Origin of the sequence: Spirosoma sp. SC4-14 (genome assembly GCF_037201965.1) — a bacterium.
Lineage (GTDB): Bacteria > Bacteroidota > Bacteroidia > Cytophagales > Spirosomataceae > Spirosoma.
In genome coordinates this window covers 4,707,205-4,729,119 of the sequence record NZ_CP147518.1, presented here as the reverse complement: position 1 = coordinate 4,729,119, position 21,915 = coordinate 4,707,205, and the positions used below count along the sequence as shown (strand labels likewise).

At 49.9% G+C, this 21,915-nt stretch carries 16 protein-coding genes; 14 read left to right on the top strand and 2 right to left on the bottom strand.

Translation table 11 applies throughout. The features are described 5' to 3' along the window. Positions 1-53: 53 nt before the first annotated feature. The 8 genes from WBJ53_RS19215 (at position 54) to WBJ53_RS19180 (ending at position 10,002) form a co-directional block, all read left to right on the top strand. Positions 54-1,520 (top strand): hypothetical protein, encoded by a 1,467-nt coding sequence (locus WBJ53_RS19215; protein ID WP_338869082.1) that lies wholly within the window; start codon positions 54-56, stop codon positions 1,518-1,520. Positions 1,521-1,543: 23 nt separating this feature from the next. Further along, entirely contained in the window at positions 1,544-2,647 is a 1,104-nt protein-coding gene (locus WBJ53_RS19210; RefSeq protein ID WP_338869080.1) for a hypothetical protein, read from the top strand. Positions 2,648-2,694: 47 nt separating this feature from the next. Then, a complete protein-coding gene (locus WBJ53_RS19205; RefSeq protein ID WP_338869078.1) occupies positions 2,695-3,768 on the top strand; it encodes a hypothetical protein in 1,074 nt (357 codons plus the stop codon). A gap of 86 nt (positions 3,769-3,854) precedes the next feature. Continuing rightward, positions 3,855-5,243 (top strand): choice-of-anchor Q domain-containing protein, encoded by a 1,389-nt coding sequence (locus WBJ53_RS19200; protein WP_338869076.1) that lies wholly within the window; start codon positions 3,855-3,857, stop codon positions 5,241-5,243. Positions 5,244-5,347: 104 nt separating this feature from the next. Continuing rightward, positions 5,348-6,190 carry a sugar phosphate isomerase/epimerase gene (locus tag WBJ53_RS19195; RefSeq protein ID WP_338869074.1) on the top strand — a complete coding sequence of 281 codons (843 nt, stop codon included), beginning with the start codon at positions 5,348-5,350 and terminating at the stop codon, positions 6,188-6,190. 20 nt (positions 6,191-6,210) lie between these two features. Next, positions 6,211-6,966: a ThuA domain-containing protein gene (locus WBJ53_RS19190; protein WP_338869072.1), complete on the top strand. Its 756-nt coding sequence runs from the start codon at positions 6,211-6,213 to the stop codon at positions 6,964-6,966. A gap of 39 nt (positions 6,967-7,005) precedes the next feature. Beyond that, positions 7,006-7,812: a TIM barrel protein gene (locus WBJ53_RS19185; RefSeq protein ID WP_338869070.1), complete on the top strand. Its 807-nt coding sequence runs from the start codon at positions 7,006-7,008 to the stop codon at positions 7,810-7,812. Positions 7,813-7,911: 99 nt separating this feature from the next. After that, on the top strand, positions 7,912-10,002 hold the full coding sequence (locus WBJ53_RS19180) for an alpha-galactosidase (protein ID WP_338869068.1): 2,091 nt from the start codon (positions 7,912-7,914) through the stop codon (positions 10,000-10,002). A gap of 100 nt (positions 10,003-10,102) precedes the next feature. On the opposite strand, the gene WBJ53_RS19175 is transcribed toward WBJ53_RS19180, so the two are convergent. Next, positions 10,103-11,014: an AraC family transcriptional regulator gene (locus WBJ53_RS19175; RefSeq protein ID WP_338869066.1), complete on the bottom strand. Its 912-nt coding sequence runs from the start codon at positions 11,012-11,014 to the stop codon at positions 10,103-10,105. 162 nt (positions 11,015-11,176) lie between these two features. On the opposite strand from WBJ53_RS19175, the gene WBJ53_RS19170 reads away from it, so the two are divergent. The 5 genes from WBJ53_RS19170 to WBJ53_RS19150 all read left to right on the top strand — a co-directional run bounded on the left by WBJ53_RS19170 (position 11,177) and on the right by WBJ53_RS19150 (position 17,611). Then, complete coding sequence (locus WBJ53_RS19170; RefSeq protein WP_338869064.1) at positions 11,177-13,294, top strand: alpha-galactosidase; 2,118 nt, start codon at positions 11,177-11,179, stop codon at positions 13,292-13,294. Between the two features lie 183 nt (positions 13,295-13,477). Next, positions 13,478-14,317, top strand: a complete 840-nt coding sequence (locus tag WBJ53_RS19165) for a phytanoyl-CoA dioxygenase family protein (RefSeq protein ID WP_338869062.1) — start codon at positions 13,478-13,480, stop codon at positions 14,315-14,317. A gap of 216 nt (positions 14,318-14,533) precedes the next feature. Further along, entirely contained in the window at positions 14,534-15,910 is a 1,377-nt protein-coding gene (locus WBJ53_RS19160; RefSeq protein ID WP_338869060.1) for a sugar porter family MFS transporter, read from the top strand. A 9-nt stretch (positions 15,911-15,919) separates the two neighbouring features. Beyond that, positions 15,920-16,555, top strand: coding sequence for a sigma-70 family RNA polymerase sigma factor (locus WBJ53_RS19155; protein WP_338869058.1), 636 nt, complete (start codon positions 15,920-15,922; stop codon positions 16,553-16,555). Between the two features lie 57 nt (positions 16,556-16,612). Then, positions 16,613-17,611, top strand: coding sequence for a FecR domain-containing protein (locus WBJ53_RS19150; RefSeq protein WP_338869056.1), 999 nt, complete (start codon positions 16,613-16,615; stop codon positions 17,609-17,611). Positions 17,612-17,638: 27 nt separating this feature from the next. Here the strand turns inward: WBJ53_RS19150 and WBJ53_RS19145 are convergent, their stop codons facing one another. Next, on the bottom strand, positions 17,639-18,199 hold the full coding sequence (locus tag WBJ53_RS19145; protein ID WP_338869054.1) for a transposase: 561 nt from the start codon (positions 18,197-18,199) through the stop codon (positions 17,639-17,641). Between the two features lie 196 nt (positions 18,200-18,395). On the opposite strand from WBJ53_RS19145, the gene WBJ53_RS19140 reads away from it, so the two are divergent. After that, on the top strand, positions 18,396-21,905 hold the full coding sequence (locus WBJ53_RS19140) for a SusC/RagA family TonB-linked outer membrane protein (RefSeq protein WP_338869052.1): 3,510 nt from the start codon (positions 18,396-18,398) through the stop codon (positions 21,903-21,905). Positions 21,906-21,915 lie beyond the last annotated feature (10 nt).

Genomic DNA, 21,915 nt, shown 5'->3' with positions numbered 1-21,915 from the left:
TCAGTGCTGGTTTAACCCGATACCAGCACTCGTGACTCATTCACAAACTTGATATGAACAGCCGATTTATCTTTTTTCTGTTGCTGCTTTTTGGAGGAACACAAAGTCTCGCCCAAATGGTAAGGCCACATCCGGTACCCGACGAGTTTAGATCAACGTATTATGAGGTCAAGGTCAATGGACAGGTTGTTCCCGTTTTTCATGCCGGTCTGAATGTCTATTTCGCGAGTTTTGACTTTACCGGAAAGGCTGACGTGGTGGTTATGGCAACGTATAAACTGGCCGGTTATTCCGGTCAAACGGCGAACAAAGAAGCCATAACAATTGATGACAAAGGCTATTGGCGGGGAGAGGCTTTCGTACGGCCGTTGTCGAAAAACAGCCGCCCCATCCTGAATGGAAACGAAGTTCGCTTTGCTCTTTCAGAAGCGGGACAATATTCGGTAGAGCGCGCAGGAACGAGTCAGTATAAAGATGATGCGCTCTTGCTATTCGCCAACCGCCCCGACGCAAACGCTTCTGATCTATCCTCGGAAAACGTGCTTCACCTGAAGCCGGGCATTCATTATCGGAACGTTGATTTGACAAGCGGGCAGACGCTGTATCTGGATGCCGGAGCCGTCTTATTCGGTAGCATCAACGTCTGGGATGCGAAAAATGTCAGCATTTTAGGGCGGGGAGTTGTTGTGTATTACGGACCGCAGTCTGAAACGCACGACGATGGTTGGAAAAATCAGAAAAACTGGCATCCGCTCACAACGCATAACGTAGAGGGGCTAACCGTCAGGGGCATTACGTTCGTGGGCCGTAGCCGCACCTGGTCGCTGCAAACACATACGACCTTCGACGCTACGTTCGATAATATCAAAATCATCGCGGTCAACCCCCAGAATATCAATGGCGATGGCATCGACTGGTATGGCGGTGGACGTACCAACGTGATTAACAGCTTCATTCGGTCGATGGACGATTGCTTTGCTTTTTTTACGCCAGCGAGCAGCCAGGATATGTGGGCAACCACTAAAAACACCGCCGGTGAAGTCAGTGATATTACCATCGAAAACTGTGTGCTGTGGACCACGCTGGCCAATGTGTTTCGTATTGGTTTTAACGGACAAGCCCTGACCACCCGTAACATCACCATGCGCAATACAGACGTGATCCACATCTCCATAGGTAATTGGTTTGCACCGAACGCCCTTTTCTGCATGGTCAGCCCGAACAGCAAGGGTCAGGCGCAGCATAGCAACTACGTGTTCGAAAACATCCGGTTCGAGGAGCCAGCAGCCTTGTTTGGATTGCAAAACCCGGAATCTCAATTCAGCGGATTGACCCTGAAAAACATTACGATGAGTGGCGAACCGGTGCCCTCGCTCATTAAAAATAAAACCCGTGGCGTCACCTTTGAGAACGTACTGCTGAATGGAAAGCGAGTAGGGTCTGAGGCCGATATTCCCCTTCGGACGGGGAGCCTGCCCATTGAACAACCGAGCTGGCAACCCACTTCACCACTACGTTGACACACCGGAAAAGTAGAACCAATATGAACCACCTACGTATCTATTTCTGGCTCAGTGCGGCTTTGGCGGTGCTATCCATAAACAATCAGGTTGTGGCCCGGCATTATTTTGTCAATAGCGTTTCGGGCAACGATGCTGCCGCCGGTACCGAGCCGGGCAGCGCCTGGAAATCACTGGCCCCTGTTCACGCAAAAGACTTTGTGCCGGGCGATACCATCAACTTTATGGCGGGGTCAAGTTGGGACACGGGGCTGGACATAAACGACAGCGGAACTCCGCAAAAACCCATCGTTTTTCGGACGATGGGAGCGGGGCCAAATCCAGTATTTAGTCATTCGGGCAACATGGCAAAAGCCATTAACATCACCGGGAAATGGGTTATTGTCGACGGTTTTTTTGCCAAAGATACCCACCTCGCCGGGGTTTATCTGGAAAAAGGTGCCGACCACAACATCATCCGAAACTGTGAAATCGAAAACTGCGGGGGCGGGGTTATGGTCCATAGTCGTTACAACCTCATTACGCAGAACTACGCCCACGACCTGATAATGGTCAAAAACACCCAGGGCGGTGATGATGACTATGGTGCTGTAGCCTATTGGGTATTTGCCCCCAACAACGAAATTGCCTACAACCGGGCGGTGCGGTGCCGGGCGCAAAGTTTTGATTATGAGGCCGACGGTGGTTTTTTTGAAGTATACACCAATGGCGACAGTACGTATGTGCATCACAACTACGCCGAGGACTGCAACGGCTTTCTGGAAATAGGCGGAGGATCGGCGCGCGACATACTTGTGACAGATAATGTCTCCGTGGAAAATGGCGAATGGACTTTCCACCTTACCGGAAAGTTCCGGGCTGATATTCACAATTTCAGGATGACACACAACACCATCATCTCCAGAAAAGGCACCAAATGGAACAATCTATTGGGTATCGGGAAAGGAGACGTTCCGGCTAACGGGTTGATTTTTAGTAACAACCTGGTCGTTTTGGGTGGAGAAGCTGCCGAAAAAGTAGCGCGACACGGCAACTTTACCCACCACGACAATACGTACTTCCTGCTTGATGGGGCCCAGCTCGGTTTTCCAGCCGCTCGCGGAGAACAGATCAGTGAATCGCACTAACGGGAAACCAACTATCTGTCATTGCTTACTTAACTTGTCTGAAGGCTATGCATGATAAAATGGATTACCTCACACGCCGAAGCTTCCTGCAATCGGTTAGCGTTGGCACGGCTGCCGCGCTGCTCCCTGTACCACTAGTCATGGCTGGTCAGGATAGCAGTCGGCTCGCACCCTTACGTAGTTTGACGGGCAAAGTCATTCCCACCGCTACGGGTACGATCATGTCCGATCAGATGGGCATCACGAGCGTACACGAGCACATTGTGATGCCGAGTGATCCGGTTCAACGGAAAAAAAGCTTTGATTTTGCCGTCAATGATCTGAAGAAAGCAAAAGCGCTGGGGTTGAAAACGATTGTCGATGTTGGACCCACCGACGATGTTGTTGGCATACAGGAGGTATCGAAAGCATCGGGCGTGAACGTGATCTGCTGCACCGGGTCTTACCTGCTCAAAGATGAACAGCAATCCATGACGGTGGCCGATTTCGAAACCCGCATGGTTAAGGACATCGAAGAGGGGATTCAGGGAACGCAGATTCGGCCGGGCGTTATTAAAGTAGCCGCCCGAAAATTGCCCATCACACCGGCAGAGAAGAATTTGTTCATAGCTGCGGCTCATGTGCAGAAGCGCTACAGCTTACCCATTTGCACGCACGCGGTGAGTGGCTGTGTCGAACAGCAGCAGATACTGGAAGAAGCGGGTGCCGACCTGAAGCACTGTTACTTTTCGCACGTAGAAGCCACCTTTGGCTGGAGCGGACGTACCGTTCAGCAGGAAATTGACTATTTAGAGACAGTGGTTAAAAAGGGAAGCACCCTCAGTTTCAATAACTTCGGCAACTGGAACCACACCAAACCCAACGATCTGGCCCTGATTATCCAGGAACTGACCAAACGTGGCTACGACGACCGCATGGTAGCAACCATCGACCTGACCTGGACATTTGTGGATGGCAACATCAAAATACTGTGGGAAGATACCAACGAAGAGGGCAAAGACCGCACCTATTCCTACCCACTTCGAAAGGTCGTTCCCTGGTTGCGGGACAAAGGAATACCTAAATCCACCATCAATAAATTCCTGATCGATAATCCCCGACGAATTTTTACCTGGTCCTGAAACCATAGAGCCGGGGGCGGTACAGAATACGAATCAAGTAAATACGTAACAGCCTGACTAATAAGATCAATAAGTCGTTAATCGTCATGAAAACAACCGTTCTGTTTTTTATTCTCTTTTCAATCAATACGTTCGTGTATGCTGTAACCTGGCATGTTTCCGGGTCGGGGAACGATGCAAACGATGGTAAAACGCCCGAAACCGCTTTCCGGAATCTGCAAAAAGCCGCCGACCTGGTCCAGCCCGGCGATGTAGTACTGGTTGGCAACGGTACGTATACCAACGTCGATAAAGGCAACGGGAGTGCCGTACTGAACATCACACGCTCTGGTACGTCTACCGCCTGGATTACGTGGAAGGCTCGTCCGGGTCATCGACCGGAAGTGCATCCCGTTGGCTGGTGCGGCATTCAGATTTCGGGCTCATACAATATCATTGATGGATTGAGCGTCATCGGCAACAACGATTCCATTGTGCTGCTGAAAGCTCAGGAAGACGGTAAAAAACCAACGCCCGACCCTTATTACAACACGAACGGAATTTTCTTCAATGGCCGGGGTAAGAAACCGGACGAAAAACCGCACCATTTGATTGTTCGCAATTGTGTAGTTGGCAAGTGTGCAGGTGGTGGCATTGTCGGTATCGAGATCGACTATTTCACGGTTGAAGATTGTAAGGTGTTTGACAATGCCTGGTTCATGCGCTACGGCGGCTCGGGTATAACGACATTGAACAACTGGGCATACGATGATGCGCCAGGTTACCACATCGTGATCCAGCGTAATTTTGTCTGGAACAATAAAACGCTGGTGCCCTGGGAGAAAATCGGCAAACTGAGCGACGGAAACGGAATCATTCTCGACGTAACGGATCAGGAACAGGGGCAGGGTGCCACGAATCCCAACGCCGATGCGGTTGTCAAACCAGCCACCAGCCAGACGGCGGTTTCCACAACTACCGTTGCCGGTGCACCAGCACCAGAAAAGCCAAAGCGGCCTGAGTGGAAAGGGCGGGCGCTGATAGCGAATAATGTGAGTTGCTTCAATGGCGGCTCGGGCATTCACACCTTCCGCACGAGGCACGTCGATATTATCAACAACACAACCTACTGGAACGGCGGGATTGTGGGGTATCAGGAGTTGTTTCCGAACCGTTCTGAAGATGTGGTTATCCTGAATAATATCATTGTGCCACGTCCGGGTGGAGCCGTAACCTCCAACTACCGCAATACCAGTATCCGCTGGGACTATAACATCTACCCAACTGCTCAGACTGTTTTTGCCGGAGCCAACGACATTGTGGCCGACCCCAACTTCATCGACATTCAGCCCGACCCAACGAAAGGTAATTTCCGGCTGGCGAAAAACAGTCGTGCCGTTAATTCGGGTAGTAACGATGTTCCCTTGCCCAATGATATTCTGGGAAAGGCCCGCCCCAAAACTTCCGGACGGGATCGGGGTGCGTTTGAACAGTAAATCAGGCTAGTTTTTTTGTCATGCTGACGAAGCCGGGCGGCCGGTGCCGAAGCATCTTCGCCAGCATGACAAAAAATAATCTAATTCGTTTTGACTAACCAATCATGAAAAAAATCCTTCTCGCTTTCGTTATCCTGCTGAGCTTTAGTGTTGCTCAGGCGCAGAAAAAGGTGTTCCCACAAACGCCCGGCATGGTGTCGTACACGTACCGAAATAGCTTTGCTAAAAACGTATCGGCCACCCTCGATACCATTAAGGCGCTGGGTATTACCGATATGGAGTTTTCCAACCTCTTCGGCAAAACAGCCGCCGAACTGCGTAAACTCCTCGATGAACGCGGTATGAAATGCTCCTCGTTCGGCGTGGGCTATCCCGATCTGCAAAACAAATTGGCTGAGGTAGGTAATAATGCCAAAACACTGGGCGCTACGTTTGTCCGCGTTGCCTGGGTGCCGCACAAAGGGCCGTTCACGCTCGATCTGGCCAAGCAAACAGTGGCCGACTTTAACAACTTCGGGAAGCAGTTGAAAGATGAGTTTGGCCTGACGTTCTGCTACCATAACCACGGCTACGAGTTCGAGAAGTTCGAGGACGGCACCCTGTTCGATTACATCGTTCAGCATACCGACCCACAGTACGTTAGTTTCGAGCTGGATATTCTCTGGACATTTTTCCCCGGTGCCGACCCCGCTGCACTGATCAAAAAATACCCGAAACGTTTTAAACTGATGCACCTGAAAGACCTGCGCAAAGGGGTTGTCGGTAACTTGTCGGGGGGCACACCAGTAGAGAACGACGTAGCATTGGGAACCGGTCAGCTCGATTTGCCCGCCATTCTGAAAGCCGCTCAGAAATCGTCCATTGAACACTATTACATCGAAGATGAAAGCCCCAGCTATGCCACGCAGGTGCCCCAAACGATAGCCTATCTGAGCCAACTGAAGTGACGAAAAAACGCCTGTTATTTATGAAACATTGGCTTATCGTACTCGTCTGTCTGCTGATGACAGTTGGCCGGGTAACCGCTCAGGACGTACTGATTGTTGCCGACGAAATTCCGGCGATGGAAGTGCTGGCCAAAGGGATTCAACAGCAGGAAGGCCTGACTTCTAAGATTGTGACGCAGGCCGACATGCCCGCAACTCTGGCTAATTTTCGGGCGGTTGTTGTCTATATCCATAAAGATCTGGACTCGATACCCGAACGAGCCTTTATCCGGTACGCCCAAAACGGGGGGAAACTGATTTGCCTGCACCATTCCATTAGTTCGGCTAAGCGAAAGAATAAAGAGTGGTTTTCGTTTCTGGGTATCGACCTGCCCAAAAAAGACGTAATGGAAGGCGGCTACAAATACGTGGGCGATATAGACATGGCCGTCGTGAATCTGGCTCCGCAACATTTCATTACGTCGCACAAGATTACATATGCCTCCACGATTGCCTACACGCGGGAAGGCGGCCAAAAAGAGGGCCAGTTTCCGGGCTTTGTTTTGCAAAAAACAGAGGGCTTTCTGAATCACCAGCTCCTTAGTCCCCGGACCATTTTGCTTGGGTATAAATTCACAGATGCCGCCGGAAAGGTATGGATGCAGGATCGGTCGGCCTGGTGTATGCCGGAGGGAAAAGGCTGGCTTTTCTACAGTCAGCCAGGCCACGCGGTCAGTGATTTCGAAAATCCTACATACACGCAACTCATTGCGAATGCAATACTCTACAAACCTTAATCATTACTGCCAGGCCAAAAGCCATTCCTATTAATCCGTATGCCGATCAAATTTTACGCGCCCCACTGGGGGAATACCTTACCGTTTGCTACGTTCTGTCAGAACGTGAAAGACGCTGGTTACGATGGTGTTGAAATGGCTTTGCCGCTCGAAGCCGATGAGAGTCGGGAAATCGTAGCTACCCTGAAAGACCACGACCTCGAACTGATCGGTCAGTATTGGCAGTCGTTCGAGAGCGATCTGGACGAACACAGCCGTAACTACGAAAAATACCTCCGGCATCTGATTGCAGCCAGGCCCGTTTTTATCAATTGCCAGACCGGTAAGGATTTCTTTACCTTCGAGCAGAACAGACATCTATTCGATCTGGCAGCCCGTATTTCGGAAGAAACGGGCGTGAAAATTATCCACGAAACGCACCGGGGGAAATCCCTCTTTGCCGCCCATATCGCCCGGGATTATTTCACCAGACTCCCCGACCTGCGCATATGCCTCGATATTTCGCATTGGTGTAACGTTCATGAATCACTCCTCGAAAACCAGATAGAAGCCGTAAATCTGGCTATTTCCCGAGCCGACCACATTCACAGTCGGGTAGGACACCCCGAAGGGCCGCAGGTCAATGATCCCCGTGCGCCGGAATGGGAAGATACGCTCAATACGCATCTGGCCTGGTGGGACAAAATTGTGGAAACGCACCGGGCAAACGGTACGCAACTAACCGTTACCACCGAGTTCGGACCGGCCAACTACATGCCCGTGATGCCCTACACCCAGTTGCCAATCGGTAATCAATGGGAGATCAACGTGTTCATGATGAACCTCTTAAAGCAGCGGTATGCCTAGATCTTCTGACAGGCTTGAAAAGCACTTGTTAATCCGAACGTTGGCCCGGCTGTAATCCTGCCAAATAAAAACTTTATCCAGTAACGGAAAACCTGTCCAATGAAACGACACCTATTCCTTATTCTGCTTCCATTTTTTTCGCTCCTGGCAGGCCAGTCAGTTGCTCAATTGCAAAGCTGCCGGGCTAGCCTGAGTAACGATACGTTAGTGCTCGAAAACGACCTGATTGCCCGTCGATTCCGCTGGAATAATGGTCAGTTGATTACCCTTAGCCTAACCGATAAAAAACGGAAACAGAGCTGGGAATGGATCAGCAAAGACCCGGACTGTGCCTTCCCCGGCCATACCAGCCCGTCGGGCAAAGGCGAGCTGACAACCAAGCCTATACAAGGTCAGCCGAACCAGACCGATCATCTGGAAGTGAGCGTAACCACCCGGCTCGGTACGCTGGATGTTCGGCGGGTATTCCGGATTTATCCCAACATCGCCACACTGAGCTGTACGTTTTACCTGCGCGGCAAAGCCTCGCCTGAGTGGCAACAGGCGGCTGGTCAGTCGGCTGCCGGGCTGGATTTTAAGAACATTGAGTCGCAGGCTGATTTGAACAAACGTACCGCAACTGTTCCGGCGATGGATAAGCTGGCCTTGCCCGGCAATCACTGGCGGGGGCGGGCCGTCGAATTTGCCGATATGACCGACCGCAACAATACGCTCGTTACCGAAGTGCCTTATAATCTGTATCGTCAGCCCGGTTTTCTGAAAGGAAATTTGTTGTGGCTGACCGATGGACTTTCCGGCTCGTCGTTGTTTGTGCTAAAAGAATCACCCGTTTCCGCTATTCAACTGGCCAATCCCGGTTTCGATTTTCTGGTGAAGAACGGCAGTGTTCAAACCGTGGGCGCTGGTATTCTGCCAACAGACGTAACGGAAACAGACTGGGTGCGGGGTTACGGCTACACGCTCGGGTTGGGCGGTATGACAGAACTGGACGGACTCCGAACGCTACGTAGCTATCAGGATGCCAATCGTCCTCGTCGGGCTGACCGCGACGAGATGATTCTGATGAATACCTGGGGCGACCGCAACAAAGACACGAAAATTAAGGAGCAGTTTATCATCACTGAGTTGCAGAAAGCGGCTCAGTTAGGCATTACCCGTTTTCAGATCGACGACGGCTGGGAGTTGGGCAAGTCGATGAATTCGGCGACGCCGGGCGGCAGTAGTGAGGCCATCTGGAAAAATCCGAAGTACTGGACACCTGATCCCGACCGGTTTCCCAATGGGCTGAAACCCGTGATCGACGCAGCTAAAAAGCTGAATATCGAGCTGGGCTTATGGTTCAGTCCCAGTGTCGACAGTAGTTTTAAGCACTGGGACAAAGACGCGCAGACGCTCATCGGGCTTTATAAAGAACATGGCATTCGAACGTTTAAAATCGACCTCGTTCAGATTCCCGACAAAACGGCCGAAGTCAACTTTCGGAAATTTCTCGATACGGTGATGGCAGCTACCAACTACGAGGTGATTTTCAACATGGACGTAACAGCGGGTCGGCGCAACGGGTATCACTTCATGAACGAATACGGCAACCTGTTTCTGGAAAACCGCTACACCGACTGGACTAACTACTATCCGTACTGGACGCTGCGCAACCTCTGGAATCTGTCGAAATATGTACCACCCCAGAATCTTCAAATCGAGTTTCTGAACAAGTGGCGAAACGCTGATAAGTACCCCGCTGGCGACCGCTTTGCCCCGGCCAATTATTCGTTTGATTATTTGTTTGCCATAACGATGATGGCGCAGCCGCTGGCCTGGTTCGAGGCTACGGGCCTGCCAGTCGAAGCTTTCCAAACTGCTAAACTGATCCAGACCTACCGAACCAATCAGACGCAGATACATGCGGGGCACATCCTCCCCATCGGCGACGAACCCAGCGGGAAAAGCTGGACCGGATTTCAGTCTATCACATCGGATACAGAAGGGTTTCTGCTGCTTTTTCGGGAAGATACGCCTGAAGGACAGGATATGATCAAAACGTGGTTGCCCGCTGGCAAACGGGTGAGCTTAGAGCCAGTGGCTGGAGCCGGGAAAGCCACTAATTTAGTGATATTGAAGGAAGGCCGACTTTCCGTTACGTTGCCGACGCCTAATAGCTTTGGGCTATATCGGTATAAGGTGCTGAATTAGGATAAACGAAACGCAAAGACGCCAAGGGCAGGCGCAACGAACGCAAGGAATATCTTAGCGACCTTTGCGTTTACCCTTGGCGTCTTTGCGTTTTAAAAAACTACACTCTCCGTTGAACACCTTCACTTTTTCGATACTCAGCGGGAGAGACGCCCATTTGTTTTTTGAACAGCCTCGAAAAGTAGAAGGGATCATCGATGCCCAGTTGTGACGCTACTTCATTAATGCGCAGATCGCTGAAATGAAGTAACTGACAAGCCTTCTGGATACGGAGGTGGTTAAAATACTCGATAGGGGCATAGCCGGTATCCTGTCTGAACTTGCGGGAAAAAAACGACGTAGACAGGTTGGCCGCCTGAGCAATATTGTCCAGTATTAGGGACGTAGAGAGGTTGTTCTGCATATACAGAATGGCCCGGTTGGTTGGCGTGGCTGTTCCGCTGCCTACAATTTCTTTCTGAAAGTTTTCGGGCAAAATGAACGAGGCCAGAAAAAACGGGATGGTCAGGTTCGCAAACAGCAGGTTCGAGGTACTGTAGCCTTTCAAAAACGTATCAAACATCCGGTCGAATAAGGCAATACGCTCCTCAGAATACGGGACACGGATAGCCTGGGGGGAGTTGCCCCTGTCGTCCATAATGGCACTGACTACGTCCCGGCAACGTGTACCACTGAAGTGAAACCAGTGAATTGTCCAGGGATTTTCTGTATCTGCACCGTAAGAGTGGGGAGTGTCGGGTGTGATAGCAACTACTTTACCTGCCTGCATACTAATCCGGTTTTTTGCTAATTGAATCCAGCCCTGTCCGTCTGTGCAATACAGCAGAATGACTTGCGAAATCCCTGTTGGGCGCTGGTAATAGTGATGCAGCGCTTTGGGATAAAAACCCATCCGGGTAATGAACAGGCTGCTGATCAACGGCATCGACAAACATTTATCAACGGTTTCTTTGGGAATCTCAATGATTCGCTCCCCGGCAAATCCACGGCTTTTACGGGTTAATGGGCTCATCTTTTTTGCTTAATCGATAAAACGATATAAAGATAAAATAATCCATGTTTAGGCTAAAATACTTCATTTGGGTCTTCTTAAGAAAACTGAATTTTGTACATATAAAATATAACTAGAAGTAGGCGTTCAGGCGTGATAGCATCGTATCAGAAGCCGTTTTTCATGAAAAAACTCATTCCTCTTTTTCTACTGAACTGCCTGGCATCAGGCTTTACCCTGGCGCAGAATCCGCCCTTTGCGAAATGGACCCGTTCGGAACTCATCCTGAACAATGGTGTCGTTCAGCGAACCATCAAACTGCCTGCTTCAGACGCTCATTTTCTGACGACCGAATACAAACCCGTTGTGGGCGAGTTCAGGTATTTTCAGAAAACGAATCCCGATTTCCAGTTTGAGATAAACGATAAAATATATAGCGGCTCCGGCGACTGGAAGCTGGTAAAAACGGAGAAGATTACCGACGCCAAGCAGGGCGACGGAGCAGCCGTTACACTGCAAAGCAACGACGGGAACGTAGAACTCACCCTGAATTTTTTACTGTATCCCAACCTGTCCGTTATCCGCAAAAGCCTGACCATAAAAAACCTTGCCAACGAGCCGGTTCGGCTGGAATCGGTTGATGTCGAGAAGTTTGTGGTAACTAATTACAACGCCACTACGTTTAGCTGGATTTGTCACGACTATGGCCGACGGCGGTCCATAGGCCCTTATGATGGAAACTTTCAGGATGCCTTACTCACCGTTCACAACAGCGACTGGCAACAGGGAATCGCGATCGGAAATGAAGCCGCTGGTGTTGTGAAACATACGTCGGTTTTCTGGGATGAACCCGCCATTCTCAGCGGACTAACGCACAAAGACGCCCGTTTCCCCTTTCGGAAATACATCGCGGCAGGCGAGTCATATACGACTCCGCAGGTATTCACGATGGTGTACAACAACCACAAAGATCCCGACGAGATACTGAATACGGCCGTTCCGGAATTTGTGCGGAAACACATGGGCATCCGCCTTTCAGAACTCGCCCAGAAACCCACGTTCGTCTATAACACCTGGGTGCCATTTCGCAAGAATATTGACGAGAAGCTGGTTATGGAACTGGCCAAGGCAGCCGCCGATGCGGGTATGAAAGAGTTTATCATCGACGATGGCTGGGCCGATAATTATGGCGACTGGATTATCGACAAAACCAAATTCCCCAATGGCCTTAAACCCATTTTCGACTACATCAAATCGCTGGGCATGAAGCCGGGCATGTGGGTTAGCGTGGGCAGTGCCTCCCCGGATAGTAAAGTCTACAAAGCCCATCCCGACTGGTTTGTGCTGGATGCTAACCAGCAGCCGGCCAACCTGCACGAAGATGATCTGAAAATGCGAACCGCCTGTTTTGGTACGCCCTGGCGCGGCTATATCAAGGACGTACTGCTAAAACTGGCGCTGGAATACGGGCTGGAATACCTGAAACTAGACTTTACGGTGGTCACCAGTACGTACCGGTTCGGGAACAAGGTGACGGGCTGTTATGCCACCAATCACAAAGGGCATAAAGATCATCATGAATCCTTATCCACCAATTACGAGGCCGTCTGGAAGCTGTTCGATGAGTTGCATGCCGCCAAGCCCACGCTGTTTATCGACTGTACGTTCGAGACGATGGGCGGTTTGCAATTGATCGACTACGCTATGCTGAAACATGCCGAAGGCGACTGGCTGTCTAATTTCTACGGCCCACCCGATGCCAATGTCGACCTGCGCGTCCGGAATATGGCCTGGTGGCGTTCGCCCGCCATCCCTGCTACGGCACTGGTCATCGGTAATCCCGAAATGCAGGATGCAGGCTGGGAAATGCACATCAAATCATTAGCCGGTGCCTTGCCCATTATGCTGGGCGATCCCCGGAAATTGTCAGCGCCAGACCTGAAAAAATACCGGGCCTACGCCGATTGGCTGCAACGGATGGAAAACAAGCATCAGATTATGAGCTACCGTCAGGATCTGGCCGGGTTTGGTGAACCGATGGACGGTATGTGGGACGGTTTCCAGCGAATCAACACCGATACGAAACAGGGCGGCATCGTTGGCATATTCCGCCATGGTGCTACAGAAACAAAGCGGATGGTGACCGTGCGGCATCTTGACCCGGCCAAACGCTATCAGGTAAAATCAATGGATGGAAAGGTAGTAGCCTCCCTGAGCGGGCAGGACCTGCAAACGATTGGTTTTCCGGTAACCCTGACCGAGCGGTATACCGGTGAGCTTTTTGAGATCAGCGCAAATTGAGGAAACCGTGTGTCAGGTTCTCAAACCTGACCGTGTGCGGGTTCTCAAACCCTAACGGTATTTGGTGAAATGAGGTTTTGAGAAACCTCGCTGTGTCGGGTTGGAGAACCCGACACCACTCGTAGAGAGCCTGAAGCTATTTTTAGAAAACAAAGTAAACAAGACATGTAAAACTCAATCAACATGACAAACGAATCATTAACACCCGAACAGATTAAGCAGTATCAGCAGGACGGTTATCTGATTATCAGAAGTTTCCTGAATGCCGAAGAAGTTGAAAAACTTTACCACGTAGCCATAGACGATAGTGCGATCAGTAAACATGCGATCAATATCAACGATAGCACGGGGAAACGGAGCAAGCTGTCGCTCTGGTACAAACCCGGCGATGATGTGTATGGACTACTCACCCGTAGTCATCAACTTGTGGAGTCGGTAGATGCCTTGCTGGATAACCCCGCTTCCCCAGTTTGCCATTTTCACTCCAAGCTGATGCAGAAAGAGCCGCGGGTAGGAGGGGCCTGGGAGTGGCATCAGGATTACGGCTACTGGTATAAAAACGAATTTCTGCTGCCCGATCAGATGATGTCGGTTATGGTTGCCATTACGGATGCGAATCAGGAAAACGGCTGTTTACAAGTGATCAAAGGGTCGCACAAAATGGGGCGGGTCGAGCACGGTTTCGCGGGCGAACAGGTGGGCGCTTCGCAACGCTACGTCGATCTAGCTCTGAAAACAATGGAGCACGTTTTTGTAGAGTTAAAAGCGGGTGATGTGCTGTTCTTCCACAGCAACATACTTCACCGGTCAGAGGCCAACCTGTCGGATAAACCGCGCTGGTCGATGATTTCGTGCTACAACCGGCAGTCCAACATCGGCTACAACGAATCGTCGTCTTCGTCGGCAAGCATTACGCCCATCGATGTGGTTCCCAATGAAGCCCTGCTCACCTGGGATGCGGCCGGACTGGTTGAAGAGGGTGCTGGCTTCCTGAGTAAAGAAGCTGACGTAGCGTTGAAATAAGGTTTTGCCACAGAGAAGCACTGAGATACACAGAGTTTTCTTTGCTCCATGAATCAAGTTAAAATGAGTGATTTTGTCATCCTGACGAAGGAAGGATCTCTGAAGTATACGAATTCGAGAGATCCTTCCTTCGTCAGGATGACAAAATCACTCCAGAATAAAAGCTTAACCTCCTGCGTAACAATCCATTACTAAACCCAAAGACCTCAAGCTCTCATGGCAGTTATTATTCAGGTCCAGCCCGAAATCAGCGGGGGCGACGTAGCGGTCAACCGAAGTTACGTCTACCTCATCAGTGCCATTGCGGCTTTAGGGGGCGTTCTGTTCGGCTTCGATCTGGTCATCATTTCCGGCACCGTTCCCTTTTTTACGAAGCACTTTCAACTGGATGAGTTTCAGACAGGCTGGGCGGTGGGCTGTATCAACCTGGGTGCCGCCATTGGCGCATTGATTGGCGGTAAACTAAGCGATACGCTGGGCCGAAAAAAGCTACTGATGGGCTGCGCGGTGCTGTTTGCCCTGACAGGCGCAGGCACGGGCTGGGCCGGAAGTTTCCCTCTGTTCGTTACGTTTCGGATGCTCAGTGGCGTGGCCGTTGGCGCTGCGGCTTTGGTATGCCCGATGTACGTAGCCGAGATTTCGCCCGCACCCATGCGGGGACGTATGGTATCCTTTTACCAGCTCTCCATCGTGATTGGTATTCTGCTGGCTTACCTCTCCAATTACCTGCTCCTGAATAGCGGGGTCAATAACTGGCGGTGGATGTTTTCCTCACAGTCGGTCCCATCGATTCTGTTTTTTCTGGGTTTATTTTTTGTGGCCGAAAGCCCTCGCTGGCTTATTCGGAAACAGCGAATAGACGAAGCAGAGGCTGTTTTGAACCGAATTGGCGGGAGTAAGTATGCCACTACCGAAGCGGTTCAGATCAAGGCCAGTTTCTCGCAGGAATCCCGTGAATCCATCAGCGATCTGTTTCGGGAAAACCTGTGGCCCATTGTTTTCATTGGGATTGTCGTTGCGGTTTTCTCACAGGCCGTTGGGCAAAATTCCCTGTTTTCCTACGCACCTGAACTGTTTCGGCAGGCGGGTATGGCGCAGGATTCCGCCTTTTTACAGTCGATCATCATTGGCGTGATCAACTTCATTTTTACCTTCATTGCCATTACTACGATTGATAAAATCGGCCGAAAGAAACTCCTGCAATACGGATCGATTTTGCTTTGCTTAGATGCCCTGGCGTTATCGGGGGCTTTTTACTGGCAGTTGCCCGGTGCGTGGGTACTCGTTTTTGTGCTGGCGTTCATCGCTATTTATTCAGCTACGTTGGGCCCCGTTACGTGGGTAGCGCTCTCCGAAATCTTTCCGAACCGTATTCGGGGAAATGCAATGGCGCTGGCAACGCTGGCTCTGTGGATTACTAACTTCTTCACCACGGCTTCCTTCCCCGTCATGAAGCAATACTGGGGCTTGCCGGTAACTTTTGGCTTTCACGCCGTTTTGTGTTTCAGCTACTTTCTGTTCGTTCGGGTGCGAATGCCGGAAACAAAAGGGAAATCGCTGGAAGAAATTGAAAAGCAGCTAACTCAATCCTAATCCGCGCGTATGACTCCTCAACTTACCCCCGCCGAACATATTCGCCTGTGGAACGACTTTCGCGACGGAAGCCAGGCGGCTTTCTCCCAGCTTTATGAGTGCTTTTCGGTGGATCTGTACCGCTATGGCTACAACCTGATCCGAAACAAGCCGCTTGTCGAAGATTGCCTGCATGAGTTATTCCTGCACATCCATGAAAACCGCTCCCGGTTGGGTGCTACCGACAACATCCGGTTCTATTTATTTCGGGCCTTACGTCGGCGGCTACTGGATACGGTCGGCCGATTGAATAAGCTGGATTCGGACGACTATTTGTTCGATAACGCGGAGTTTCTGATTCAGCCCTACGAGCAGAGCCTGGTGGAGGAGCAGCTGGTTGAACAGCAAAAGCTGCTGGTGATTGCTCAGTTGAACAAATTGCCCAAACGTCAGAAAGAGATTCTGTATCTGGTATACATGAAAGGGCTAAGCTACCAGCAGGCGGCTGAGGTGATGGACATTACGATGAAGAGCGTTTATAACACCGTGAACGTAGCGCTGACGACCCTGCGGGCATATGTACGTACCTCCTTCGAGCAGGGTGGCGCTCTGTGGAGCCTGCCAGGGGCCATTCTAATTTACTTTATTAAGATTTTATTGGGATAAAGCCGGGAAAAAATAAATTGTGGGCTGTTTAACGAGTACGACCATGACGCCTATCCGATGCCGAATTCCGATTCTACCGTAGAAGACTTTTGCAAAGACCCCAATTTTATACGCTGGGTACTTACCCCCACTGACGAATCGAATCGGTTCTGGCAATCCTTCATGGCCGATTACCCCCATAAACGGGCTGATATTAGTCTGGCCATCGACTACGTCAAAACGATTCAGTTTCGCGAAATTGAGCCTACTCAACAGGACCTCGCCCGGCTTAAGCAACGTATCTGGGCCGATATTGACAAACCTGCCCGTCAGACCACCACAGTTCAGCTTATACACTGGTATCAACGTCCCTATTGGGCTGCGGCAGCCATTGTGATGCTTGTTGCTTCAATTGGTTTTGCCTGGTGGATCTATCAGGCCAATTTATCCCTGACGTATCAAACGGCTTACGGGAAAATTCAGGAGATCAAGCTGGTGGATGGGTCGGTGGTCACGCTCAATGCCAATTCCAGGCTTAAAGTAGCAGATAATATGGCTGATCGGCCTGTTCGGGAGGTATGGCTGGAAGGCGAGGCTTATTTTGATATTGCGAAACGGAAGGGAACCAAATTCATTGTTCACACGCCGGAAGCGCAGATCGAAGTGTTGGGTACCGAGTTTAACGTGAACACCCGACGCAATCAGACCCATGTTGTTTTAGAGGAAGGTAAAGTCCAGTTAAGTACGGATAATCAGTCGATGGTCGTCATGAAGCCGGGTGACATGGCTACGGTAACGCCAAAAAGCCGCCAGATTCAACTAAAACGCGTGCAGCCTGATCTATATGATGCCTGGAAGGCGTCCTATATCATATTGGACGGCAAAAGTTTACCCGAAATTATCAATAGCCTGGAAGATACCTTTGGGGTGAAAATCAACCTGAGCGATAGCCTGTTGATGAACCGAAAACTTACGGGTAAGCTACGTACCGATGTGGCCGACGACTGCATCGAGAATCTAGGCATCATTCTGGATGCCAATGTCAAAAAAACGGGCGATACGTATCGGTTTGAATAGGTTGTAGAGACAAGGCATGCCTTGTCTCTACGTGGTATAAAATTTATCCCCATCCCAGCGTTCAGGATTCTGTTCAATGTAATCGTTAATACGTTGATATTCGGCGTCGTTCCGAATGATGTGATCATGGAAACGGGCCTGCCAGCCGAAATCAAAACCCAATCGATGTGCGTGTTTGGTGACCGCCGATTTGTATCCCCCAATAATTGACGAAACCGTGTTTTTGCCCTGGTTTTGAAATCGTTGCGATAACGGCGTCGGCGGTAGAGACAAGGCATGCCTTGTCTCTACGTTTGCGTTTACGTTGTTGCCGTCGTCATTATTCAATATCAAAATGCCGTGAATATGGTTCGGCATGACCACAAACGTACCCAATTCGAGCTGTTGGGCATGATGGCGTATTTCGTGCCAGAATACATCCGCCAGAATACCAACCGACGATAATTGCATCCGGCCCTGGTTGATGTTGCCAAAATAATGATGCCGTTGTGCAGTGCAAATCGTGATAAAATAAGCCCCAGCCCAGCCATAATCCCACCAGGCAGCCCGCGCCGAAGCAATCCGGTATTTGTTTTGAAATCGTTCCATATGGCTGTGGACGTACAATCATACAATACGTAACGAATTAGGGTACCTATGAACCAATGGCATCGGATTGGCCGTAATCAACCCGAAAATTCAAAAAATTAACAGAAAATAATCATAGAAAAAACGGGAAAAGCGATACCCTCGCCTGTTTGACTACCAACTACAGCCTAGTCAATCACACGATCCGGTTTTACTTATGAAAAGACGTATCCTCTTTTATACAACCTTGTTGTTATCCTACTTTTATGGGATTCAGGAGGGAGCAGCCCAACAGACATTTGCCTCCCTGTATAAGCCGCAGGAGGGACTCCGAGGGCAGGACAATAGTACCAGTATTATAGCCCTGCTTAAAAAATTAGAACTGGCCCACCGAACGAGTTTCGTTTATCAAAAAGAACTGCTGGAAAACAAAACCTTTACGGGAACCGTCAATGAAAATGATAAACTGGAACAGGTTCTTGACCGGGTACTTACGCCCGCCAACCTGCGCTTTCGTAAACTCAAAGGCGGTGGGTACACCATACTCCCCCGGAAAGCTGCCAAAAATATACCGGCCGAAACCGAGCTGTTAAAGACATCCAGTATCCAGGAATTCCCGCAGGAAGTAAACAAAGACTTACCGGTAAATACTTTACTGTCGAAAGTAGAGGTGCAATGGGTGCCAGCGGTTAAACTCGCCGATATAGTGGTAAGTGGCAAGGTGACCGATAGCGAAAAAGGTGACCCCATTCCAGGTGCCAGTATTGTGCTGAAAGGCGCTACCAAAGGAACAACTACGGATGCCAATGGGGCTTATTCCATTTCAGTACCTAATGGAAATGCCGTGCTGGTTTTCAGCTTCGTAGGGTTTGAAAAACAGGAAGTTACGGTTGGTAACCGCACACAGGTAAACATCGCACTGAAGAATGATCTCAAGGAACTGAATGAGGTTGTGGTTGTCGGTTTCGGAACTCAGAAAAAGATCAATGCGACTGGCGCCATTTCAAGTATTGGGACTAAAGAACTGATACAGTCGCCGGTAGCCAATATCAGTAATTCGCTGGTGGGTCGTATGCCGGGCCTGTTCGCTACCCAATCAGGTGGGGAGCCCGGTAATGATGCGTCTAAAATCAGAATTAGAGGAGTTGGTACGTTTTCGGGCAGTACCGACCCGCTGACGCTGGTCGATGGCATACAGGTCGATAACTACAATAACATCGATCCGAATGAAATTGAATCCGTAACAATTTTGAAGGATGCGTCATCGACGGCGGTTTATGGAATCAGAGGTGCCAATGGTGTGCTGATCATTACCACCAAGCGGGGTAAAGTTGGGCCGCCCAAAGTGAGCTATACCTTTAACCAGGGGTTCAATTCATTTACCGACTTGCGGCAGATGATGAACAGTGGTGATTATGCCACTCATTTTAATGACGCCATAAAAGCAGATTCCTACGTAAATGGAACCGTTTACGTGCCCAAATACACAGACCAGGATATTGAACTCTACCGCAATGGGCAGGACCCGATTTTCCACCCCAATGTGAACTGGTTCGACGTGATGTTCAAGAAGGTATCGAAGCAATCGCAGCATAACGTCAACATTAGTGGGGGGCAGAACAAGGTGCGGTACTTTGTTTCAGCCGGGTACTTCAGTCAGGAAGGGTTGTTTAAAGACACAAAGGATGTCGTCGATGCGTTTTCTCCGCAGTCAATTTTTCAGCGTTATAACCTCCGGTCTAATTTTAATTTCGACGTAACAAGCCGGTTGAGAATGACACTCGACCTGTCGTCGCAGACAGAAGTTCGGAGCGGTAATAATGGGAGCAGTACGGAGCGTGTCGTTGGCGATATTGCCCGCGCCAGTCCCTTGAGCACACCCGGTGTTGTCGACGGAAAAGTGGTCAATATTCTGACCGGCTCACAAAACAACCCCTATGCCAGCTTATTATATCCTAACCTCGCCGGTGGGCTCAAACGGTCGTATCGGAACTACCTGAATGGGAATTTTCGCATGGATTATGACCTAGGTTCGTTGACTAACGGTTTGTCTGTTCACGCAAACGTGGCTCTGCAAACCTACAACGACCAGCAAATCACCAATACCAAAACGCTCATAACCTATCTGGCCGTAAAACTTCCAGACGGGTCAGTAAACTATGTGCCTTCTACAACGGAAGCGCAATTCGGGTTCAGCCAGACCGGAACCTATAACCGACGAATTACGGCCGAAGCGGGGATTGATTATAAACGAAGTTTTGGTGTACATAACATAACGGGCTTATTACTCTACAACCAGCAAAAGACCTTCGATCCGTCGCTGGCTTTTTTGGTCCCTAAAGGCTATCAGAGTTTTGTGGGTCGTGCTACCTACGATTATCAGGGTCGTTATTTAGCCGAAGTGAATGTGGGCTATAATGGTACAGAAAACTTTGCGCCGGGTAAGCGGTTTGGCCTTTTTCCGGCTTATTCGGTGGGTTGGGTAGCGTCGCAGGAACCATTTTTTCCAAAAGCAGGGTTCGTTACCTTCCTTAAGTTTAGAGGTTCTTACGGTGAGGTTGGTAACGATAACATCGGCGGAACCCGTTTCCTGTACCGGGAAACCAGCTACTCGTCAGTGGCCAATATCTATTACTTCGGAAATGTTGGGTCAACATTTAGTGGGTTTACTGGTATCCGGGAAGGGGCCACGGGCAACCCAGACGTAACCTGGGAACGGGCTGTCAAGCAGAATATTGGTCTGGAACTGTGGATGTGGAAAGATAAGATTAAGTTCACGGCCGATGTATTCAATGAGAACCGCAGTGATATTCTTGCTACACCCCAAACTATATCATCTATTGTAGGTTTGTCGCAGCCCGCCAGTAACCTGGGTAAAATGCAGAATAAAGGGTATGAAGGCGACATTACGTATACCGATAAGGTTGGGAGTGTTGGGTACCGCATTTCGGCTAATTTTAGTTTTGCACGAAACAAGGTTCTCTTCCGGGATGAAGTGCCCAATCAGTATCCCTACCAGAACCGTACGGGACAACGCCTGGGGCAAAACTTCGGACTTATTGCCGAAGGCCTATACAACACCTGGGAAGAAGTGAATGACCCCAGCCGACCTGTTTATTCCTATCAGAATAACAAAATTCAACCTGGCGATATCAAGTACAAAGATTATAACGGAGATGGGATCATCAACAACTTTGATGCCGTACCCATAGGCTTTTCAAACCTACCGGAAAAAACATTTGGGGCATCTATTGGGCTCAACTATAAAGGATTCGATTTGTCGGTACTGTTTCAGGGCGTTGGCAACGTCTCGCATTATTATACCCGCTTTCAGAGAGGTACCGGTTATGGCCAGGCACCACCCGAAGGGTCGCCCAGCTATATGAACGAAAGCTGGACCCAAGAACGCTATGATGCTGGCTTACCCATTCGGTTTCCGCGCTTTTCAGTGAGCAGCAGCCCCAATAATGAGGGTTCTTCGTATTGGCTGGCTGATGCCAGTTATGTGCGGATAAAAAATGCTGAACTAGGCTACCGGTTGAGCGAAGGATTACTCAAGAAACTGCATATCAGCGCGTGTCGCATTTATGTGAACGCCAATAACCTGTTTACCTGGAAACATATGTATCCGGGTATCGATCCCGAAAATACGGCAACTGGCGATACCAACACCGAGCCTTACCCTCTTGTCAGAACCATCAACACCGGTATAAATCTGAGCTTCTAATTACTGCCGT